The organism is Legionella pneumophila subsp. pneumophila str. Philadelphia 1 (assembly GCF_000008485.1).
GTDB classification, from domain to species: Bacteria; Pseudomonadota; Gammaproteobacteria; order Legionellales; family Legionellaceae; genus Legionella; species Legionella pneumophila.
This window is the reverse complement of record NC_002942.5, coordinates 2,375,270-2,390,417: the sequence shown is the minus strand read 5'-3', so window position 1 is coordinate 2,390,417 and position 15,148 is coordinate 2,375,270. Positions and strand designations below refer to the sequence as shown.

Below are 15,148 nucleotides of genomic sequence, written 5' to 3'. Positions count from 1 at the left end.
TTATTATGATTTTGAATATTACGGCAGAGCAATTTCCAGATTTGACGCTTAATGCTATTAAATCCTGTCAAAATATTTATCAAAGTATTGATTTTAATTTTGGGGAAGATGCTGATATAGCCATCAATAAAACCAGCTTGGAGAAATTTATTAATCAATTTAAGAGTATTCATAGCACTCACGATAAGCCCATTGAAGGGATTATTACTTTGGGGAAGATGAAAAATGTCTCCTCTGATACGATTAAATTGCTTCTTACCACAGAAGATTTCGTTCAAATGCTTGACCAAAAAAGCTTCTTAAAATTAATAGTAACCTCTAATGAAATTGCAAATTTTGTATTAGATAATCCTAAATTAAGAGCAAAACTGGATGGCATTGAACCTTTGGTCGATGCACAAAAATTCGAAAATTCTTGTACTGCAAGAGCAATAATGAAAATACTTCTTGAAAGGGGGTTTATTGAACCAAGCAGCTATACACCTGGCAAAGAATTGGAAATATACAAAGACATTTGGTTAGAACCCGGTAAAGTGGCATCGCCTGAAAAGATCGCATCCTATTTTTGCAAATATAATTTGAATGTCATTGGTGTCGAGATTAGAGAGCTATCAAAATCTGTACGAAATAAATATTCAAAAGATATGGTTATTACTTCACTCTATTCACTTTTTAAGAAAGAGGTGCCAATAAGAAAAAAAATGACATTGACAACCTTAAGTGAGGCAGATTTCCCTGAGGGGATAACCTCTCTTATCATTATAAAAGCTGGAGTACTCCATACCTTATTAGGCAAGAAACGCCATGGGCAGTTTGAAGTAACCGATCCCTGGTTTGGTGATAAAAAAATATATAGTGGATTCATGGACTTTCTCGAAAAAGAGAGAAAAAATCTGGGAGTATTTTTTGAAATTTCTCAAGGATCCCAAGAGATTTTTAGACCGTAATGGTTATCAATGTTTGCCAAAAGCAAATGGCCACATTATTCCATGCAAGCAATGAAAAGCCTTAGTGCGAGCATCAATAGCAAGAGATTGATTTTTATGGATAACGTGAGTTATGGATAAGACAGCCATTATTTTGAATCGTTCGGGCTGAGGAGGCATTTATGCCGTCTCGAAGCCTTGTATGGAATTTAATGTTTCTTGCCAAGGCTTCGAGACGATGCTTACGCATCTCCTCAGCCCAAACGGACTCTGGATATTGACTGCTTCTTATATAATCCTTATCCAGAACCCACATCAGATAAATCTGAAACAGGGCATTAAAAATCAATCTTTTGCTATTGATGCTCGCAGGCATAAATCTAGATAAGGTTTGCTGATTAATTTCTTCCTGCCATTACCCCTCCATCGACATTCATAATCTCCCCTGTGATCCAGCTTGCTTTTTCTGACAAAAGAAATTCGATTGCATCAGCGATATCTGTTGCCTTACCGATTCTGCCGATAGGATGAAATTTATTAAAATCCTGTAACGACTCCTCGATTCTCTCTTCATCAATAAATGATTTATAGATAGGAGTGGCTACCACTGCCGGTGCCACGGCGTTTACTCTTATATTGTGCTCAGCAAGCTCCATAGCTAAATGTTGGGTTAGTGAATGAAGTCCGGCTTTTTGCATGGAATAAGCAGAGGAGGGGGTTGCTTTAACCGCTTGATTCGCCCACATTGAACCGATATTGACGATACTACCCCCTCCATTTTTTTTCATGTTTTTTACTACGGCCTGGGTGATAAAAAAGAACGCCTTATTAAGATTAACCTGACGATCGTAATCTTCTTCATCATGTTCTAAAAAAGTGATGGGTTTGAAATAACCTGCGGCATTTACAAGATATTTTACTCTTCGAGTTTCATCATTCATACTAGTCATAAATTGGAATACCTGCTCTTTGTCATAAAGATCAAGAACTAAAATGTCTACTTTTGCTCCCAGTTTTTGTATTTCTGCCGCAGCATTTTCAAGTTTTTGTTTATCTTTTCCGGTAATTAACAGCTCCATATTGTTACTTGAAAGTTTTTTTGCAGTTTCAAGGCCCATACCACTAGAGCCGCCAATAATAATAGCTAAATTTTGATTGAACATAGATTCTCCTGATTCATTAAAATACTGTCCAATCCAGTATGAAAGAACTACAATATTAAAAAAAGTAAGCACTTTTCAGTTCACTAAGTACTTTATGGTACAAATTATTGAAATGGATGAAAAAAAATTAATACAAAAAAAAGCTCCCATTAAGACCGCATCAATGGTAGAGGCTATCTATGGTTGTAAGTGGTCCTTGACTATCTATTCTCTTTTACGAAATGGAATCAATCGACCAGGGGAAATGGTACGAAGCGTTGAAGGACTATCAACAAAAGTTTTAAACCAATGCCTTCGGAAGAATATTGAATTTGGGATTCTCGGCAGAAATACCTTTCATGAGCTACCTCCCAGAGTTGAGTATTTTGTGACTCCTTTTGGAGAAAAGTTTTTAAAAATTCTGGATCAAATAGAAGAGTTAAACGAGCAAATCAGGGATTATCAACAACCCAAGTTCCACAATGATGATAGTTAAGATTTTTTGTAAAAGACGTATTACCAATAGACTGCGGGTGAATTATGGCTCACAATACTCAGCGTCGCAATGAGCTGTTGTTAATCAGTATCATTATGAACATCAAAAAATATTTGCAATAGGTATTCAAATGGTGGCCATGAACAATCCCATTAGCCTTTTAACAACATGGATTTCTGAGGAATTGGAAAAAGGAGCACCTAATCCACAGCATGCCATATTATCTACAGCAGGCAAAAACTCTATTCCCCATGGGCGTGTTATCGCCATTCGCGAAATCAACGAGCAAGGTTTATTATTTTTTACCCAACGAGGAACCAGAAAAGTTGAAGAAATGACCCATAACCCTATGGTATCTCTCACTTTTTGGTTTGAGTTATGTGAAAGAGAGGTCATGATAGACGGTTCAGCCAGGCCATTATCGGAAAGCGAAAATCAAGCATACTGGGATACCTATCCGCCTTTCGCGCAAATCAGATTTCATAGTTATGCGCCTACTTCCTCACAAGTTATACCCAGCAAACAACTCATTGAAAATAAAAGAAAAATATTGACTTCTCAGTTTCACGATAAGCCATTGCCTATGAGTGAATATTATTATGGTTTCAGAGTCATTCCCACACGCATGGTTTTTTATACTTATAGAACGGATGAATTGTCTGATGTCGTAGAATATTGTTTTATAAAAAACAATTGGGAGAAGAATCTGCTTTCTCCTTAATATCAATTTGTTTAAGCCTCATGATTGACGCAACAATATTTTTTTATTACATCCAATACCCATTGCAGCGGTTTATGATTTGATAATCGTTTATGATAGTAAAAATTAACTAAAAATGTCTTTTTAGGGAAAGGAAAAGGGTGTAGTTCAATTTGATATCTGTCTTTGAAAGTAACAGCTAGAGTTCTCGGTACAGTTGTAATGAAATTCGTATGGTAAACCACTTCCAATGCGCTAATGATATTGGGCACTATCACTTTGATATTTCTTTGATGATATCCTTGTAATGCTTTATACAGTATATTTTCATTTCCCATGTAACTAAATTGTATGTCAACATGTTCAGCTTGCAAGTACATATCTTGAGTTAATTCCTGATTTGCGAGAGGATGAGATTTATGCATGATGCACACAGCCTCCTCTTCAAACAATAATTCTCTGATGATGTTATTCCCCGTTTCAACAAAGCCTGGTCCTATTGCAAAGTCTAATTCGGACATTAATAAATACTCGAGACTCAAGTACTCTGACAGTGAAGAAATCTTTAATACAAATTTCGGAGCATTTTTAGCCAAATGAGCACATAACCTGGGTAAAATAAAATATTCCCCTGTACCTACTGATGCAGTCTTTAAAAATAAATTGTCATTTCCTGGATTGAAAGTATCTTCTTCAAAAATATCATTGGAGTAATTTAAAAATTTTTTAATCTTGGGGGCCAGATCAAGTACCTTTTGTGTTGGTTGAAGCCCGTGCGGTTTCCTAATAAACAAAGGGTCATCGAATATATCACGTAATTGTTTTAATATATGGCTCATTGCAGTCTGGCTCATGAAAGATTTTTCAGCCGCTTTGGATACTGAGAGCTCATTTAACAATGTATCAAGATGCAATAACAAGTTGAGATTAATTTTTCTGAGATCCATTTTTCATTAAATCCAAATTAACTTTTTTATATTCCTATCCAGGGTGACTGAATAAGCCCAAAAACTACAATTTGGAATTTACCGACCATATCTTTTTCTTTATTAATAGAATTATAGTTAAGGAAACAGTTTGTTTCTAACAAACAGTATTATGAATATGAATAGGAGTTGTTAATAATATTTTTTGATATTTATCAAAATAAATAACTGCTCATAAAAAGACGTCAAATCATCAGTAATTCATTGAAAAATAATAGATATAACTAAATTTAATAAAACATATCAAAACAATTAATTGTATTAATATTTATCAATATGCTCAAATACATGTAGATAATTGGCTTGTAGGAGAGCATTATGGTTTATTACATAAATTTGAAGGAACAACCTTTACATCAAGATAAAGAAATTTTAACGCAGTTAATTAAGCAATATTTATTGTCTGGTTCCAGTCAGTCCGCATTATTTGCCAACCATCCTTATACGCTAAACGATGAAGATGGAAATGAAATAGAATTCCTCTTAAGTCATGATATTTACAAAAATCAACGTGAGGATGGTATTACGGAGTTTTTAATTTTAAATGGCTCACAGATAGGGAGAGGAACCAAAGGCGTAGTGATACAGAGTAATCATGCTATGTACTTAATCGATGATGAATTGGTAATTTTTCCTAAAGAGAATGTACTGAAAGTTTTATATCAGAACTTTATCAATGCCGAGGAGCTAATAAAACAGGAATCTGTCAATTATTCGATTTTATCAGGAAATTCAACTGCAGAATTAGTCAATTTGCAAGGAGGAAACCAAGGATTTTTTATGCAAAAAGAAGAAGGATATGCCTTGGAAGAACTTCTTGAGGATATAGACTCGCTTCAAAAATTGACATTTTCAGACAAAATGGAGTTAGCCATTTCATTTTTAACTGAGTTGGAAAATCTGCATAACAAAGGCTACGCCCATGGCGATTTAACTTTCAAAAATATTTTATATAACGAAAAAAATAATCAATTAAAAATTATTGATGCAGGAGAAATGAAAGTAGCAGATGAACGCTTTTGGGCACAGGATATTTCAATTGCCATAGAAATGATATCACTCTTGTTTACAACTAATGAAACAAATCAATTTAAGGCATCACGCTATTGGTCTGATGAACCTACAGTCAGGCGAATAGTTAACCCCAACCCAGTAGAAGCAAAGTTAAATAGAATTTTGAACAGTGAATATCGTTGTGTTTCAGATTTAAAGTTAGCTATTGAAAGGAATTACAATGAATATCTAAATAATTCGAATCTGGTTTTGAAAAAAAACGTTGAACTAGAAAGTGAAGCTTTGGGTTTACAAGCATACAAAAATCAAATGAGCAAACAACAGTTGTTGGGAGAAATTCAAGGATTTAAAGAAAATTATTGGAATATGAAAGATTTGTTGACCTTGACAAATCGACATCATCTTAGGGTATTTTTGGAGTATTTAGATAATATCTGTTCCGCATTTAAAGATGATAAAACTGATGAAAAGTCGGCCAGAGCGGCCTATGATTTTCTAAACGCACAAATCAATAAATTATTCGAAGATAATTCAAAAAACTCAAAACCAAGTTTTGAAAGTTTCTCAGAAGATGTTCAGCGATTTTTAATTCATATTGATACCTATTTAATGAAAAATCCCTCTGCTTGCTCTAATTCCATAGCTTCCACCATTCAGTTATTGAAACAGTTGGATAATAAAAAGAGTTTTAATCCTGAGCAATCTTTTAAGGATTTCTGTTCATATAAAGAAATTACGATTCAACTGTTATTAAAGCCATTTGAAACACCAGTGGCTGAAATGGCTAGTGCGCCAGCTATAGCATCAGATTTAATTGAAAAGCAATCTGACACCAAAAGAAAACTTCAAGAAATGAAATCTTCTGCAAATCAAGATAAGCAACCTATATTTACCCCTTCATTGATGCGAGGCCCAAGCTAAAAAATGTCACTGAAGTGTTAGAGCAGCCTGTCATCTATTATTTCACTGCTCTTGTGTAATTACATTTGCTGGGAGATACTAACAGGACTTACGAAAAATCCCAATCTCTATGTTAAAAAATGTTTTTAATTTGGTCATTTGGTTTATCTAAACTCCTTGATTAAAAACATTTTCTGCCTCGACCTTGGGGTTTTTCGTAAGTCCTGAATAAATCATATAACAATAAAAAGAAGGTATTAATTGATGACTTACTTTCGAATAAAACACAGTCCATTACTCTTGATGTCTGCACCTGCCACAGATTATTTTTTCGATTCCATGTTGACTGAAGATAGATAGATTTTTTGAGCTATCGTTTATGGAATATCATCGTGTTTGGCGGTTTTCTTATGGATTAGTCCTGCTACTGCTGTATGCCTCTCTGGTATCGGCTGGGAACGCTTTGACTCTTAAAGAAGTAACCCAAATTGCTTTAGCAAACAATAAGGATTTAAAAGCCGCCCGTTACAATGTATCTATCGCAAAAGCCCGGTTGCTACAAGCAGGCTTTTGGCCTAATCCAAGCTTGAATCTTTCAAATAATGACGATCGTTTATTCACTGATGAAGGAGAGTATTCGCGCAGTGCTGGCTTTAGCCAGGCATTTCCCATATCAGGACGTATTGCAAAACAAAAGACAGTGGCTCGTCTGGATGTATTGAAAGCTGTTGCAGAAATCAGGGAAGCTGAGCGTCAACTCAGTGCCAAAGTGGCTAGTGCCTTTTATACAGCAGTGCTTACAGAGCGTCGCATACAGCAAGTCAATTACTTATTACGGATTAACCGGGAATTGGTTGATGTTATCCATAATCGTTATCATGCTGCAGAGATTTCAAAACTGGATGACAATGCAGCGCGCATTGAGTATTTGCGTATTGTTCAAGAAAAACATCTTTTGCACAGTCTCAGTATTAGTCAATATGCGACACTAAATCAATTAATGGGACGTGAAGCCAACTCTTCTTTATCACTTAAAATGGATTTTGCCGCTGCAAAAAAACTCCCGGCATTAGATGTTCTAAAAACACAGGCGCTTAAAAATCGCCCTGATCGGCAATCTATTGCGTTATCGATTGAGCGTGCCAATGCTGATCGCCGTTTGGCAAAAGCCGAGCGCTTTGCAGATTGGACAGTAGGCCTTGGTATTCAGCAGGATAAAATTGTGGTGGAAGAAGGCCCCCCTCAACCAGCCGATCGTACTTTGGGCGTCACACTGTCTGTTCCTCTCCCTCTTTTAAATCGAAATCAAGGGCGAATTTTAGAAGCAAGTCATACAGGTACTCAGGCGATGATGTCATTACGTGCTCTCGATTTAAGTATTGCAACGGAGATAGCCAGTAATTATGAGCAACTCAAAGCATTACGTAAGAGTCTTGAGGAAACACAACGTGTTTCTCTTCAATTAACTATTGAAAATGTAAAATTGGCTCGTGATTCTTATGAAAATGGGCAAATTTCTTTTTTAAATGTGCTACAAGTGCAAAAACAACAAAACGATTTGCAAACCACTTATCTCAATACGTTAGAAAAATTTTTACAAGTCTATGTGGCCTTGTGTACAGCTATTGGTCCTGGAAAAACAGATGGGTTTTGCTCTTATTTAGAGTATCAAAGCAACGGTGATAGCAAATGAGATTGCAGCTTAAAATTAGAATGATGATCATGACTGTTTTTTTTCTTGGCTTGCTTTCCCCCATCCAAGTGAGTTTTGCACACGGAGGAAACATAGAAGTAAGTGAAGGAGGCACCAAGGGGCCGGTTCATTTGACTCCGGAACAAGCCAGGATGCTTGATATCAAAGTTGTCCAGGCAACCCATCGTCCTATGGCACAATTGCTGGGTTTAAATGGTCAAATTCAATTATTACCTGATGCTCAAGCTGATGTCAGCATTCGTATTAGTGGCAGTGTGACAGCGATTGATGTGAATTTGGGGGACAGTGTCAAGACAGGACAGCGCTTGGCTACAGTGCAATCACGATTGGTGGGAAATCCTCCACCGAGCGTTGCTGTCAATGCCCCAATTGCTGGTATCATTGATGCAAGGAACATCAATTTAGGTCAGGCTGTCGAGCCAAACACCGTTCTTTTTCATATCAGTAATCGCGATAAATTATTAGTCATAGCTCAAGTGTATGAAGAAGATTTAGGTAAAGTGAAGGTAGGGCAAGAAGTGAATGTTCATGTCTTAAGTTATCCCAAACAGACATTCCCGGGGCAAGTCACTTTAATTGAACCCAATCTTGATCCATTGACCCGTACAGTTAATGTACGAATTACTTTGGATAACAAGGAGGGGCTACTGAAACCCGGAATGTTTGTGCGGGCTAATGTGATTTTAAGTCATAATAAGGCAGCACTCGTTGTGCCGAATGCCGCTCTTTTACAAGCAGATAACGAGCAATTTGTTTTTGTGCAAAATGGAGGCACTTACAAACGAGTCGATGTTAAAGTAGGCGCTGTGGAGGATGACTACTCAGAAATTATTGATGGTCTAGTTCCTGGCGATCTCGTTGTTACTCAGGGAAATCGCGAGCTTTATACACTTTGGTTGAGTGGAGGCCGCAAACTGCAATCAGGGCAAGAGGAGCATCATTAAATGTTTACTCGCCTTATTGCCTGGTCTTTGCATAATCGTCTCTTGATTTTGGCATTAACGATTATTCTTTGTTTGCTGGGTGGTTATACTCTAAAGCAAATGCCGGTAGATGTTTTTCCTGAATTTGCCCCTCCTCAAGTTGTAGTTCAAACCCAAGCGCCAGGCATGGCAACCCAAGATGTGGAAACATTAATCACTTATCCTTTGGAAAGTGCCATCAATGGGACTCCAGGGGTAGCCAGTGTTCGCTCAAAAACCTCCGTCGGATTATCAACAATTACCGTGGTATTTGATGATAAAACGGATATCTATCTCAATCGTCAACTGGTTAATGAGCGCATTCAACAGGTAATCAACCGTCTCCCTCCAGGTGTTTCCTCACCTGTGATGCTGCCAGTCACATCGGCAGTAGGGTGGTTGCTTAAATATGCTTTGGTGAGTCACACAGCAAGCCCTGAAACCTTGCGCACTATTTCTGATTGGACTATTCGTCCACGTCTATTGGCTTTAGGCGGAGTTGCTTCAGTAGTTTCACTGGGCGGAGAAGTAAAGCAATATCAAGTACAGCTTGATCCCAAGCGTATGCTGGCTTATGGCATCACAGTCGAAGAAGTTCGTCAAGCGTTGGCAACAGGAAATCAAAATGTACCTGGTGCTTTCGTACATCAGGGGGGTACGGAATTTGTCGTAAGTACCATTGGTCGTATTAAGACGTTGGACGATATAAAAAAAACACTGATTGTAGTCCGCAAGGGAGTTCCTGTTACTGTTAATAATGTAGCCACAGTCGCTTTTGGCGGTGAAATCAAACGCGGTGATGCTTCGTTCAATGCAGAAAACGCTGTCATTGGTACTGTTTCCAAAATTTATGGAGCTGATACATTAACTACAACACGTAAAGTGGAGCAAGCTTTAGCTGATATAAAAAAATCCTTGCCGGCAGGTGTTGAATTAAATACAGAAGTATTTCGGCAAGCCAATTTCATTGAGTCAGCCATTCACAACCTAACCAGGGCTCTTATTGAGGGAGCTGTTATTGTGATTGCCGTGCTCTTTCTATTTTTGATGAATTGGCGAGCTTCATTTATTACCTTTCTCTCTATGCCCGTTTCCTTTATCGCAGGTATCTTGGTCCTTCATTATTTTGGTTTTGGCATTAACTCCATGACTTTGGGCGGAATGGCGATTGCCATTGGTGAAGTGGTGGATGATGGGATTATTACTGTAGAAAATGTGGTACATCGCTTAAGACTGAATCGTTTGGCAGAAAAACCTTTGCCTACGATTGAAATTGTTTTTGATGCGGTTTTGGAAATTCGCAGTTCAGTAGTTTATGCGACCATTATTATTAGCCTGGTGTTTTTACCCATCTTCTTTTTGTCAGGAATTCCCGAGCGGATTTTTAGCCCATTAGCCATTGCTTATATTGCTTCCGTAATAGGCTCTCTTGTCGTTTCTATTACTATGGTACCAGCCCTATGTTATCTCCTTTTGGTGCGAAAAACTGAAAAGAATCAGGATGCTAAAGTGGAGGTGCATGCTTTATCCGAAGACGAACGTTATCATTACGCACAAGAGGAAACGGTTAAACAGACTCAAACGGAAACGCGTTTTGTGATTTGGCTAAAAAAGCATTTTTTAACCGGTTTAAATTGGTCTTTGGCCCATTGTAAAACAGTTTTAGTCATATCAATTGCAGCATTCATTTTTGCTTTGAGTTTACTTCCTTTTTTTGGAACCTCTTTCTTGCCGGAGTTTCATGAGGGCAACTTTATTATTGTGATGAGTACTCTTCCTGGAACTTCATTGGATGAATCCATGCGTTTGGGTAAGCAAGTAAGTAAGACGTTATTGAAATATCCGCAAGTAATTTCTATTGCCCAACGAGCGGGTCGCAGTGAATTGGATGAAGATGCTTTACCACCGAATATTAGTGAATTCGATGTACATCTGAATTTTGGTAAAGATAAAACCATGTCTCCTGATGAATTGTTACAATCTATTCGAGCTGATTTAGCGAATATTCCAGGAGCGTTATTTAATGTGGGGCAGTTTATTGCCCATCGCATGGATGAAGTGTTATCAGGAGTCAGAGCGCAAGTAGCCGTGAAACTCTTTGGTGATAATCTTGCTACCCTTAATGAATTGGGTGAATCGGTAGAATCCATTTTAAAAACCGTCCCAGGAGTAGTAGATATTAATAAAGAGCAGCAAATCAATGTACCTCAGCTGGTCATTAAAATTGATAGGGAGAAAGCGGCTCGCTATGGTGTCAATATTGGTCAAATTTCCGAGGACATTCAAATCCTTCTTAATGGTGTGACGGTATCCAGTATTCTTGAAGGCCAGAGGACGTTTGATTTGTATTTGCGTATTGGTGAAACAGAACGGGATAGCGTTAAAGCCATTCAAAATATGCTGATTGATGCCCATGGTGCGGCCAATAATCAAGAAACAAAAATCCCTTTGCGTGCGGTGGCTGATATTCAGTTAGAGCCTCAACCGTTTGCAATTAATCGAGAAAACGTGCAACGTGTTTTGGTTATCGGTTTTAATGTGCAAGGGAAAGATTTGGGTAGTGTGATTCAAGAAGTACAACATCAGATTAAAGAAAAGATTTCGTTACCTGGTGGTTATTTCGTTCAATATGGTGGCCAATTTGAAAGTCAACAACAAGCATCTCGTGTGATTGTTCTTTTTGGTGCATTGGCAATTTTTATCATGTTAGTACTTCTTCATAAGGCTTTTGGCACATTTTGGGAAGCCTTGTTGGTTATGTTCAACTTACCTTTGGCATTAATAGGTGGAGTGGTCTCTTTATTCCTTGCCAGCGGTGATATGAGTGTGGCTGCCATGATTGGGTTTATTACTCTATTTGGAATTGCGGCACGTAATGGGATCATTTTAGTGAGCCACTATAATCAATTACGTTCTCTTGGCCGGGGACGTGAGCAAGTAGTGATCCAGGGAACTCTCGATCGCCTGGTACCCGTATTAATGACAGCAGCGACAGCAGCTCTGGCCTTAATACCTCTCTTGTGGGGATCTCCTGCTGGTAAAGAACTTCAACGTCCTTTGGCACAAGTGTTATTGGGAGGATTATTAACTTCAACGGTTTTAAATATGTTTGTTGTGCCTACAGTCTATAATGCCTTTGAAATCTGGCACGAAAAGAGAAAACAATCAAAAGAAAGTTCTTAAGAAGTACCATGATGAATCGAATAATTGAACCTATTAAGAAGTAATCGTCACCAATTGCCTGGATGCTTGCACAGACATGTGCTTGCAAAGGCTAATTTTATTCAATTATCTGATCTTAATTTTATCGGGGCTATCTTGTAATTCTTTTTATCATGTAAAACGAGCAAGGCAACACTGGCCGATAAAAGTATATAGAATATTGGTGCAGTTGCTAATTTGAATGAATATTGTAAATAATTGGCGACCAATGGCGCTGTTCCTCCAAAAATAGCCATGCTTACTCCCCAGGCAATAGAAACACCACTGTATCGAATCTGAGTTGGAAAAAAATCATTCAATAGCTTAAAAATTGGTGTACCGACCAGAGCATTGCAGATTGCATAGGGAATTTGTGATAAGAGAATTAATGCAAAAGAGTTGGTTTGAGGGGCCAGGTAAGCTATAGGAGCTGCAATAAAATACCCCCATAAACCGATTTTTATAATATGTCTTTCGTCAGTTCTATCCGCATACATTCCTGTTAAAACAATGAATAGGACAACCAATCCTTGCCCTAGGGTAACAACGAATTTGGTTTGGGCATCTGACAAAGTGGTGTATTTTGCCAAATGAGAAGCATAATAAACATTCATAATGTAGATATAAATACCTAATGCCGCTACTAATAATACCGATTTAATTAATTGTTTTTTATAATCGTCAAATAAAATTTTCAGTGGATTTGATGGTTTTTCTTTACTTATTGTGAGGTAGGGTGGTGATTCCCTCAAATTTTTACGAAAATACATCGCACAAAAGCAGGATAAGGTTCCTAACAGAAAAGGGATACGCCATGCCCACTCTGGCATGTGAGGTAAATAAATTAAAGTAGACATCAATCCGCCAAACATCATACCCAATGCGGAAGCAAATCCAGTCCAGCTACCGGCCTGGCATGGTTTTTCTGAGTCGTGTTCAATCAGATAGATAGCGCTACCATTAAATTCACCAGATACGGCAAAGCCTTGTACACAACGAAAGATGAGCAAGAGAATTGGAGCCAAGATACCAATACTATTGTATGCAGGAAGACAACCAATGAACAGAGAGGATAACCCCATCAGCATAATAGAAGATTGCAGGGCAACTCGACGCCCCATCTTGTCTCCAAGATATCCAAAAAAGAGGGCTCCTAACGGACGAAAAAAGTAACTGAGCGCGAAAACAGAAAAGGTTGCTATCAAACCAAGATGATTTCCCAATTTTGGAAAAAACGATCCTGAGATAATATTGGCGATATAGGCGTAATAAGTAAACTCAGCCCATTCCAGAAAAGTTCCGGCGGTTGCGACAACGACCCTTTTCTTCTTATTTTCCATACAATAAATCAATAGAATATTAAAGTGATGTAGAGGGATTTTACCTTAAATTGATCTCATTATTCTATGTAATTCGATGATATAACAGATTCATAGAGTTACTATAGTGTCACATTCTGCTTCTAACAATTAAGTATTTTTGTACTATATTAATACAATATATTAATACAATAGGGTTCAAATTGAGGTTTTGAATTTGTCACTTTATCTCAGTGAGTGCTGAATGCAAAAGGCCAATGCAAAGATTCAAAATATAAATGAAATAATGTTTTCAGATCGCGTAATGTTACTAAATAAAAATTTATTAGTGAGCATTCCTGCAAATTTTTTATGCGCATTAATTATTTATATTGATTTCAATAAAACAACAACAGATCAAGAAATGCTCTCAGTATGGTTTATGGTTGGAGTAACAGTATTTGTTCTCCATGGAGGTTTATTTTTATTTAATTATTATCGTTCCTTGCCATCCAAATACCTTTTAAAATGGTTAATAAGCGTCACTGCGATTTATGGGGCTCTATGGGGAATAGCAGGTTCTGTTCTTATTCCTCAAAATGATCTGTTAAATCAAATGATTGTCATAATTATAATTATTGGAATCGCATCAGGTGGATTACATATTCTTCAGCCCAGTTTTTTAGCAAGTCTATTATTTTTTACATTAACCCTTATTCCTCTATGTGTCTGGTTTTTTCAGCAAAGTACACTTAACTATTGGTTCCTTGGAACTGCATTGCTGATTTACTTTTGTTTTTTATTAATTATATCCTGGATGGGATATGGACTTCTTAATAAGAATTTTAAATTACGTTATGAGAATTTGGATTTAATTAATAAATTGTATGCAATTAACGCTAATTTGGAGGAAAGTGAGTTACGTTTCCGTTCCGCATTTAATTCTGCTGCTATTGGTATGGCTATAGTTTCTTTGGAGGGGATGTGGTTAAAGGTTAATCAATCGCTTTGTCAGATTGTAGGATACTCAGAAGAAGAATTATTGGAAACTAATTTTCAATCGATCACTCATCCAGAGGATTTAGAGCTCGATTTGGGTTATGTGAGGCAATTATTAGAGGGGGATATAAGATTCTATCATATGGAAAAACGCTATATTCACAAAAATGGTAGTGTCATTTGGATTTTACTCAGTGCTTCTTTAATTCGAGATCTCGACAATAAACCACTCTATTTTATCTCGCAAATTCAAAACATTGATGCTCAAAAACGAGCAGAGCAAGAACTTCAACACATCGCATATCATGACACTTTAACTGGTTTGGGAAATAGAAAGCTATTAGAGTTATCATTTGACCAGGCATTAGCTCATGCGAAACGTCACCAAACGCAAATTGCTATTATGTTTATGGATTTGGATTATTTTAAAAATGTGAATGACAAATTGGGTCATGATATTGGGGATCTTTTATTAGTTGAGATTGGGAAAAGATTACAGACGATTTTAAGGTCTACTGATCTAATTGTCAGGCATGGTGGTGATGAATTCATTATCGCGCTTACTGAATTATCCAATGTAAATCAAGTTATAGAAATAGCAAATAAAATTCTAATTGCTGTAAGCAAGCCTATCACAATCAAACGTTATGGTATTTCAATTACAGGCAGTATTGGTATAAGTATCTATCCATATGACGGCGATGATTCAGACACATTAATTAGAAAAGCTGATGAAGCATTATATAGGGTGAAAATAGGGGGAAAAAATAATTTTCAATTGTTCAATACCGTGTTACATAAGTAAGACTC

General features: G+C 37.1%; 12 protein-coding genes. 8 read left to right on the top strand and 4 right to left on the bottom strand.

Going from position 1 to position 15,148, the window contains the following annotated elements:
• The first annotated feature begins 5 nt into the window (after nt 1-5).
• Nucleotides 6-947 (top strand): hypothetical protein, encoded by a 942-nt coding sequence (locus LPG_RS10770; protein ID WP_010947854.1) that lies wholly within the window; start codon nt 6-8, stop codon nt 945-947.
• A 94-nt stretch (nt 948-1,041) separates the two neighbouring features.
• On the opposite strand, the gene LPG_RS10765 is transcribed toward LPG_RS10770, so the two are convergent.
• Nucleotides 1,042-1,302: a hypothetical protein gene (locus tag LPG_RS10765; protein ID WP_010947853.1), complete on the bottom strand. Its 261-nt coding sequence runs from the start codon at nt 1,300-1,302 to the stop codon at nt 1,042-1,044.
• Between the two features lie 22 nt (nt 1,303-1,324).
• Entirely contained in the window at nt 1,325-2,089 is a 765-nt protein-coding gene (locus LPG_RS10760) for an SDR family NAD(P)-dependent oxidoreductase (RefSeq protein ID WP_015444218.1), read from the bottom strand.
• 94 nt (nt 2,090-2,183) lie between these two features.
• On the opposite strand from LPG_RS10760, the gene LPG_RS10755 reads away from it, so the two are divergent.
• Nucleotides 2,184-2,564, top strand: coding sequence for a winged helix-turn-helix transcriptional regulator (locus LPG_RS10755; RefSeq protein ID WP_010947851.1), 381 nt, complete (start codon nt 2,184-2,186; stop codon nt 2,562-2,564).
• A 133-nt stretch (nt 2,565-2,697) separates the two neighbouring features.
• Entirely contained in the window at nt 2,698-3,285 is a 588-nt protein-coding gene (locus tag LPG_RS10750) for a pyridoxine/pyridoxamine 5'-phosphate oxidase (protein WP_025862572.1), read from the top strand.
• 11 nt (nt 3,286-3,296) lie between these two features.
• Here LPG_RS10750 and LPG_RS10745 read toward each other — a convergent pair whose 3' ends face one another.
• Nucleotides 3,297-4,211: a LysR family transcriptional regulator gene (locus tag LPG_RS10745; protein WP_010947849.1), complete on the bottom strand. Its 915-nt coding sequence runs from the start codon at nt 4,209-4,211 to the stop codon at nt 3,297-3,299.
• Nucleotides 4,212-4,568: 357 nt separating this feature from the next.
• On the opposite strand from LPG_RS10745, the gene legK2 reads away from it, so the two are divergent.
• The 4 genes from legK2 (at nt 4,569) to LPG_RS10725 (ending at nt 12,023) form a co-directional block, all read left to right on the top strand.
• Nucleotides 4,569-6,185, top strand: coding sequence for a Dot/Icm T4SS effector LegK2 (gene legK2 / locus LPG_RS10740; RefSeq protein WP_010947848.1), 1,617 nt, complete (start codon nt 4,569-4,571; stop codon nt 6,183-6,185).
• 358 nt (nt 6,186-6,543) lie between these two features.
• A complete protein-coding gene (locus tag LPG_RS10735; RefSeq protein ID WP_015444219.1) occupies nt 6,544-7,857 on the top strand; it encodes a TolC family protein in 1,314 nt (437 codons plus the stop codon).
• Nucleotides 7,854-8,822: an efflux RND transporter periplasmic adaptor subunit gene (locus LPG_RS10730; RefSeq protein ID WP_010947846.1), complete on the top strand. Its 969-nt coding sequence runs from the start codon at nt 7,854-7,856 to the stop codon at nt 8,820-8,822. Before LPG_RS10735 ends, LPG_RS10730 begins: the two co-directional genes overlap by 4 nt.
• Nucleotides 8,823-12,023, top strand: coding sequence for an efflux RND transporter permease subunit (locus tag LPG_RS10725; protein ID WP_010947845.1), 3,201 nt, complete (start codon nt 8,823-8,825; stop codon nt 12,021-12,023). It abuts the gene before it with no gap.
• A gap of 101 nt (nt 12,024-12,124) precedes the next feature.
• On the opposite strand, the gene LPG_RS10720 is transcribed toward LPG_RS10725, so the two are convergent.
• Nucleotides 12,125-13,381 (bottom strand): MFS transporter, encoded by a 1,257-nt coding sequence (locus LPG_RS10720; RefSeq protein WP_015444221.1) that lies wholly within the window; start codon nt 13,379-13,381, stop codon nt 12,125-12,127.
• 223 nt (nt 13,382-13,604) lie between these two features.
• Between LPG_RS10720 and LPG_RS10715 the strand changes: the two genes are divergently transcribed.
• Nucleotides 13,605-15,143, top strand: a complete 1,539-nt coding sequence (locus LPG_RS10715; RefSeq protein WP_010947843.1) for a GGDEF domain-containing protein — start codon at nt 13,605-13,607, stop codon at nt 15,141-15,143.
• Nucleotides 15,144-15,148 lie beyond the last annotated feature (5 nt).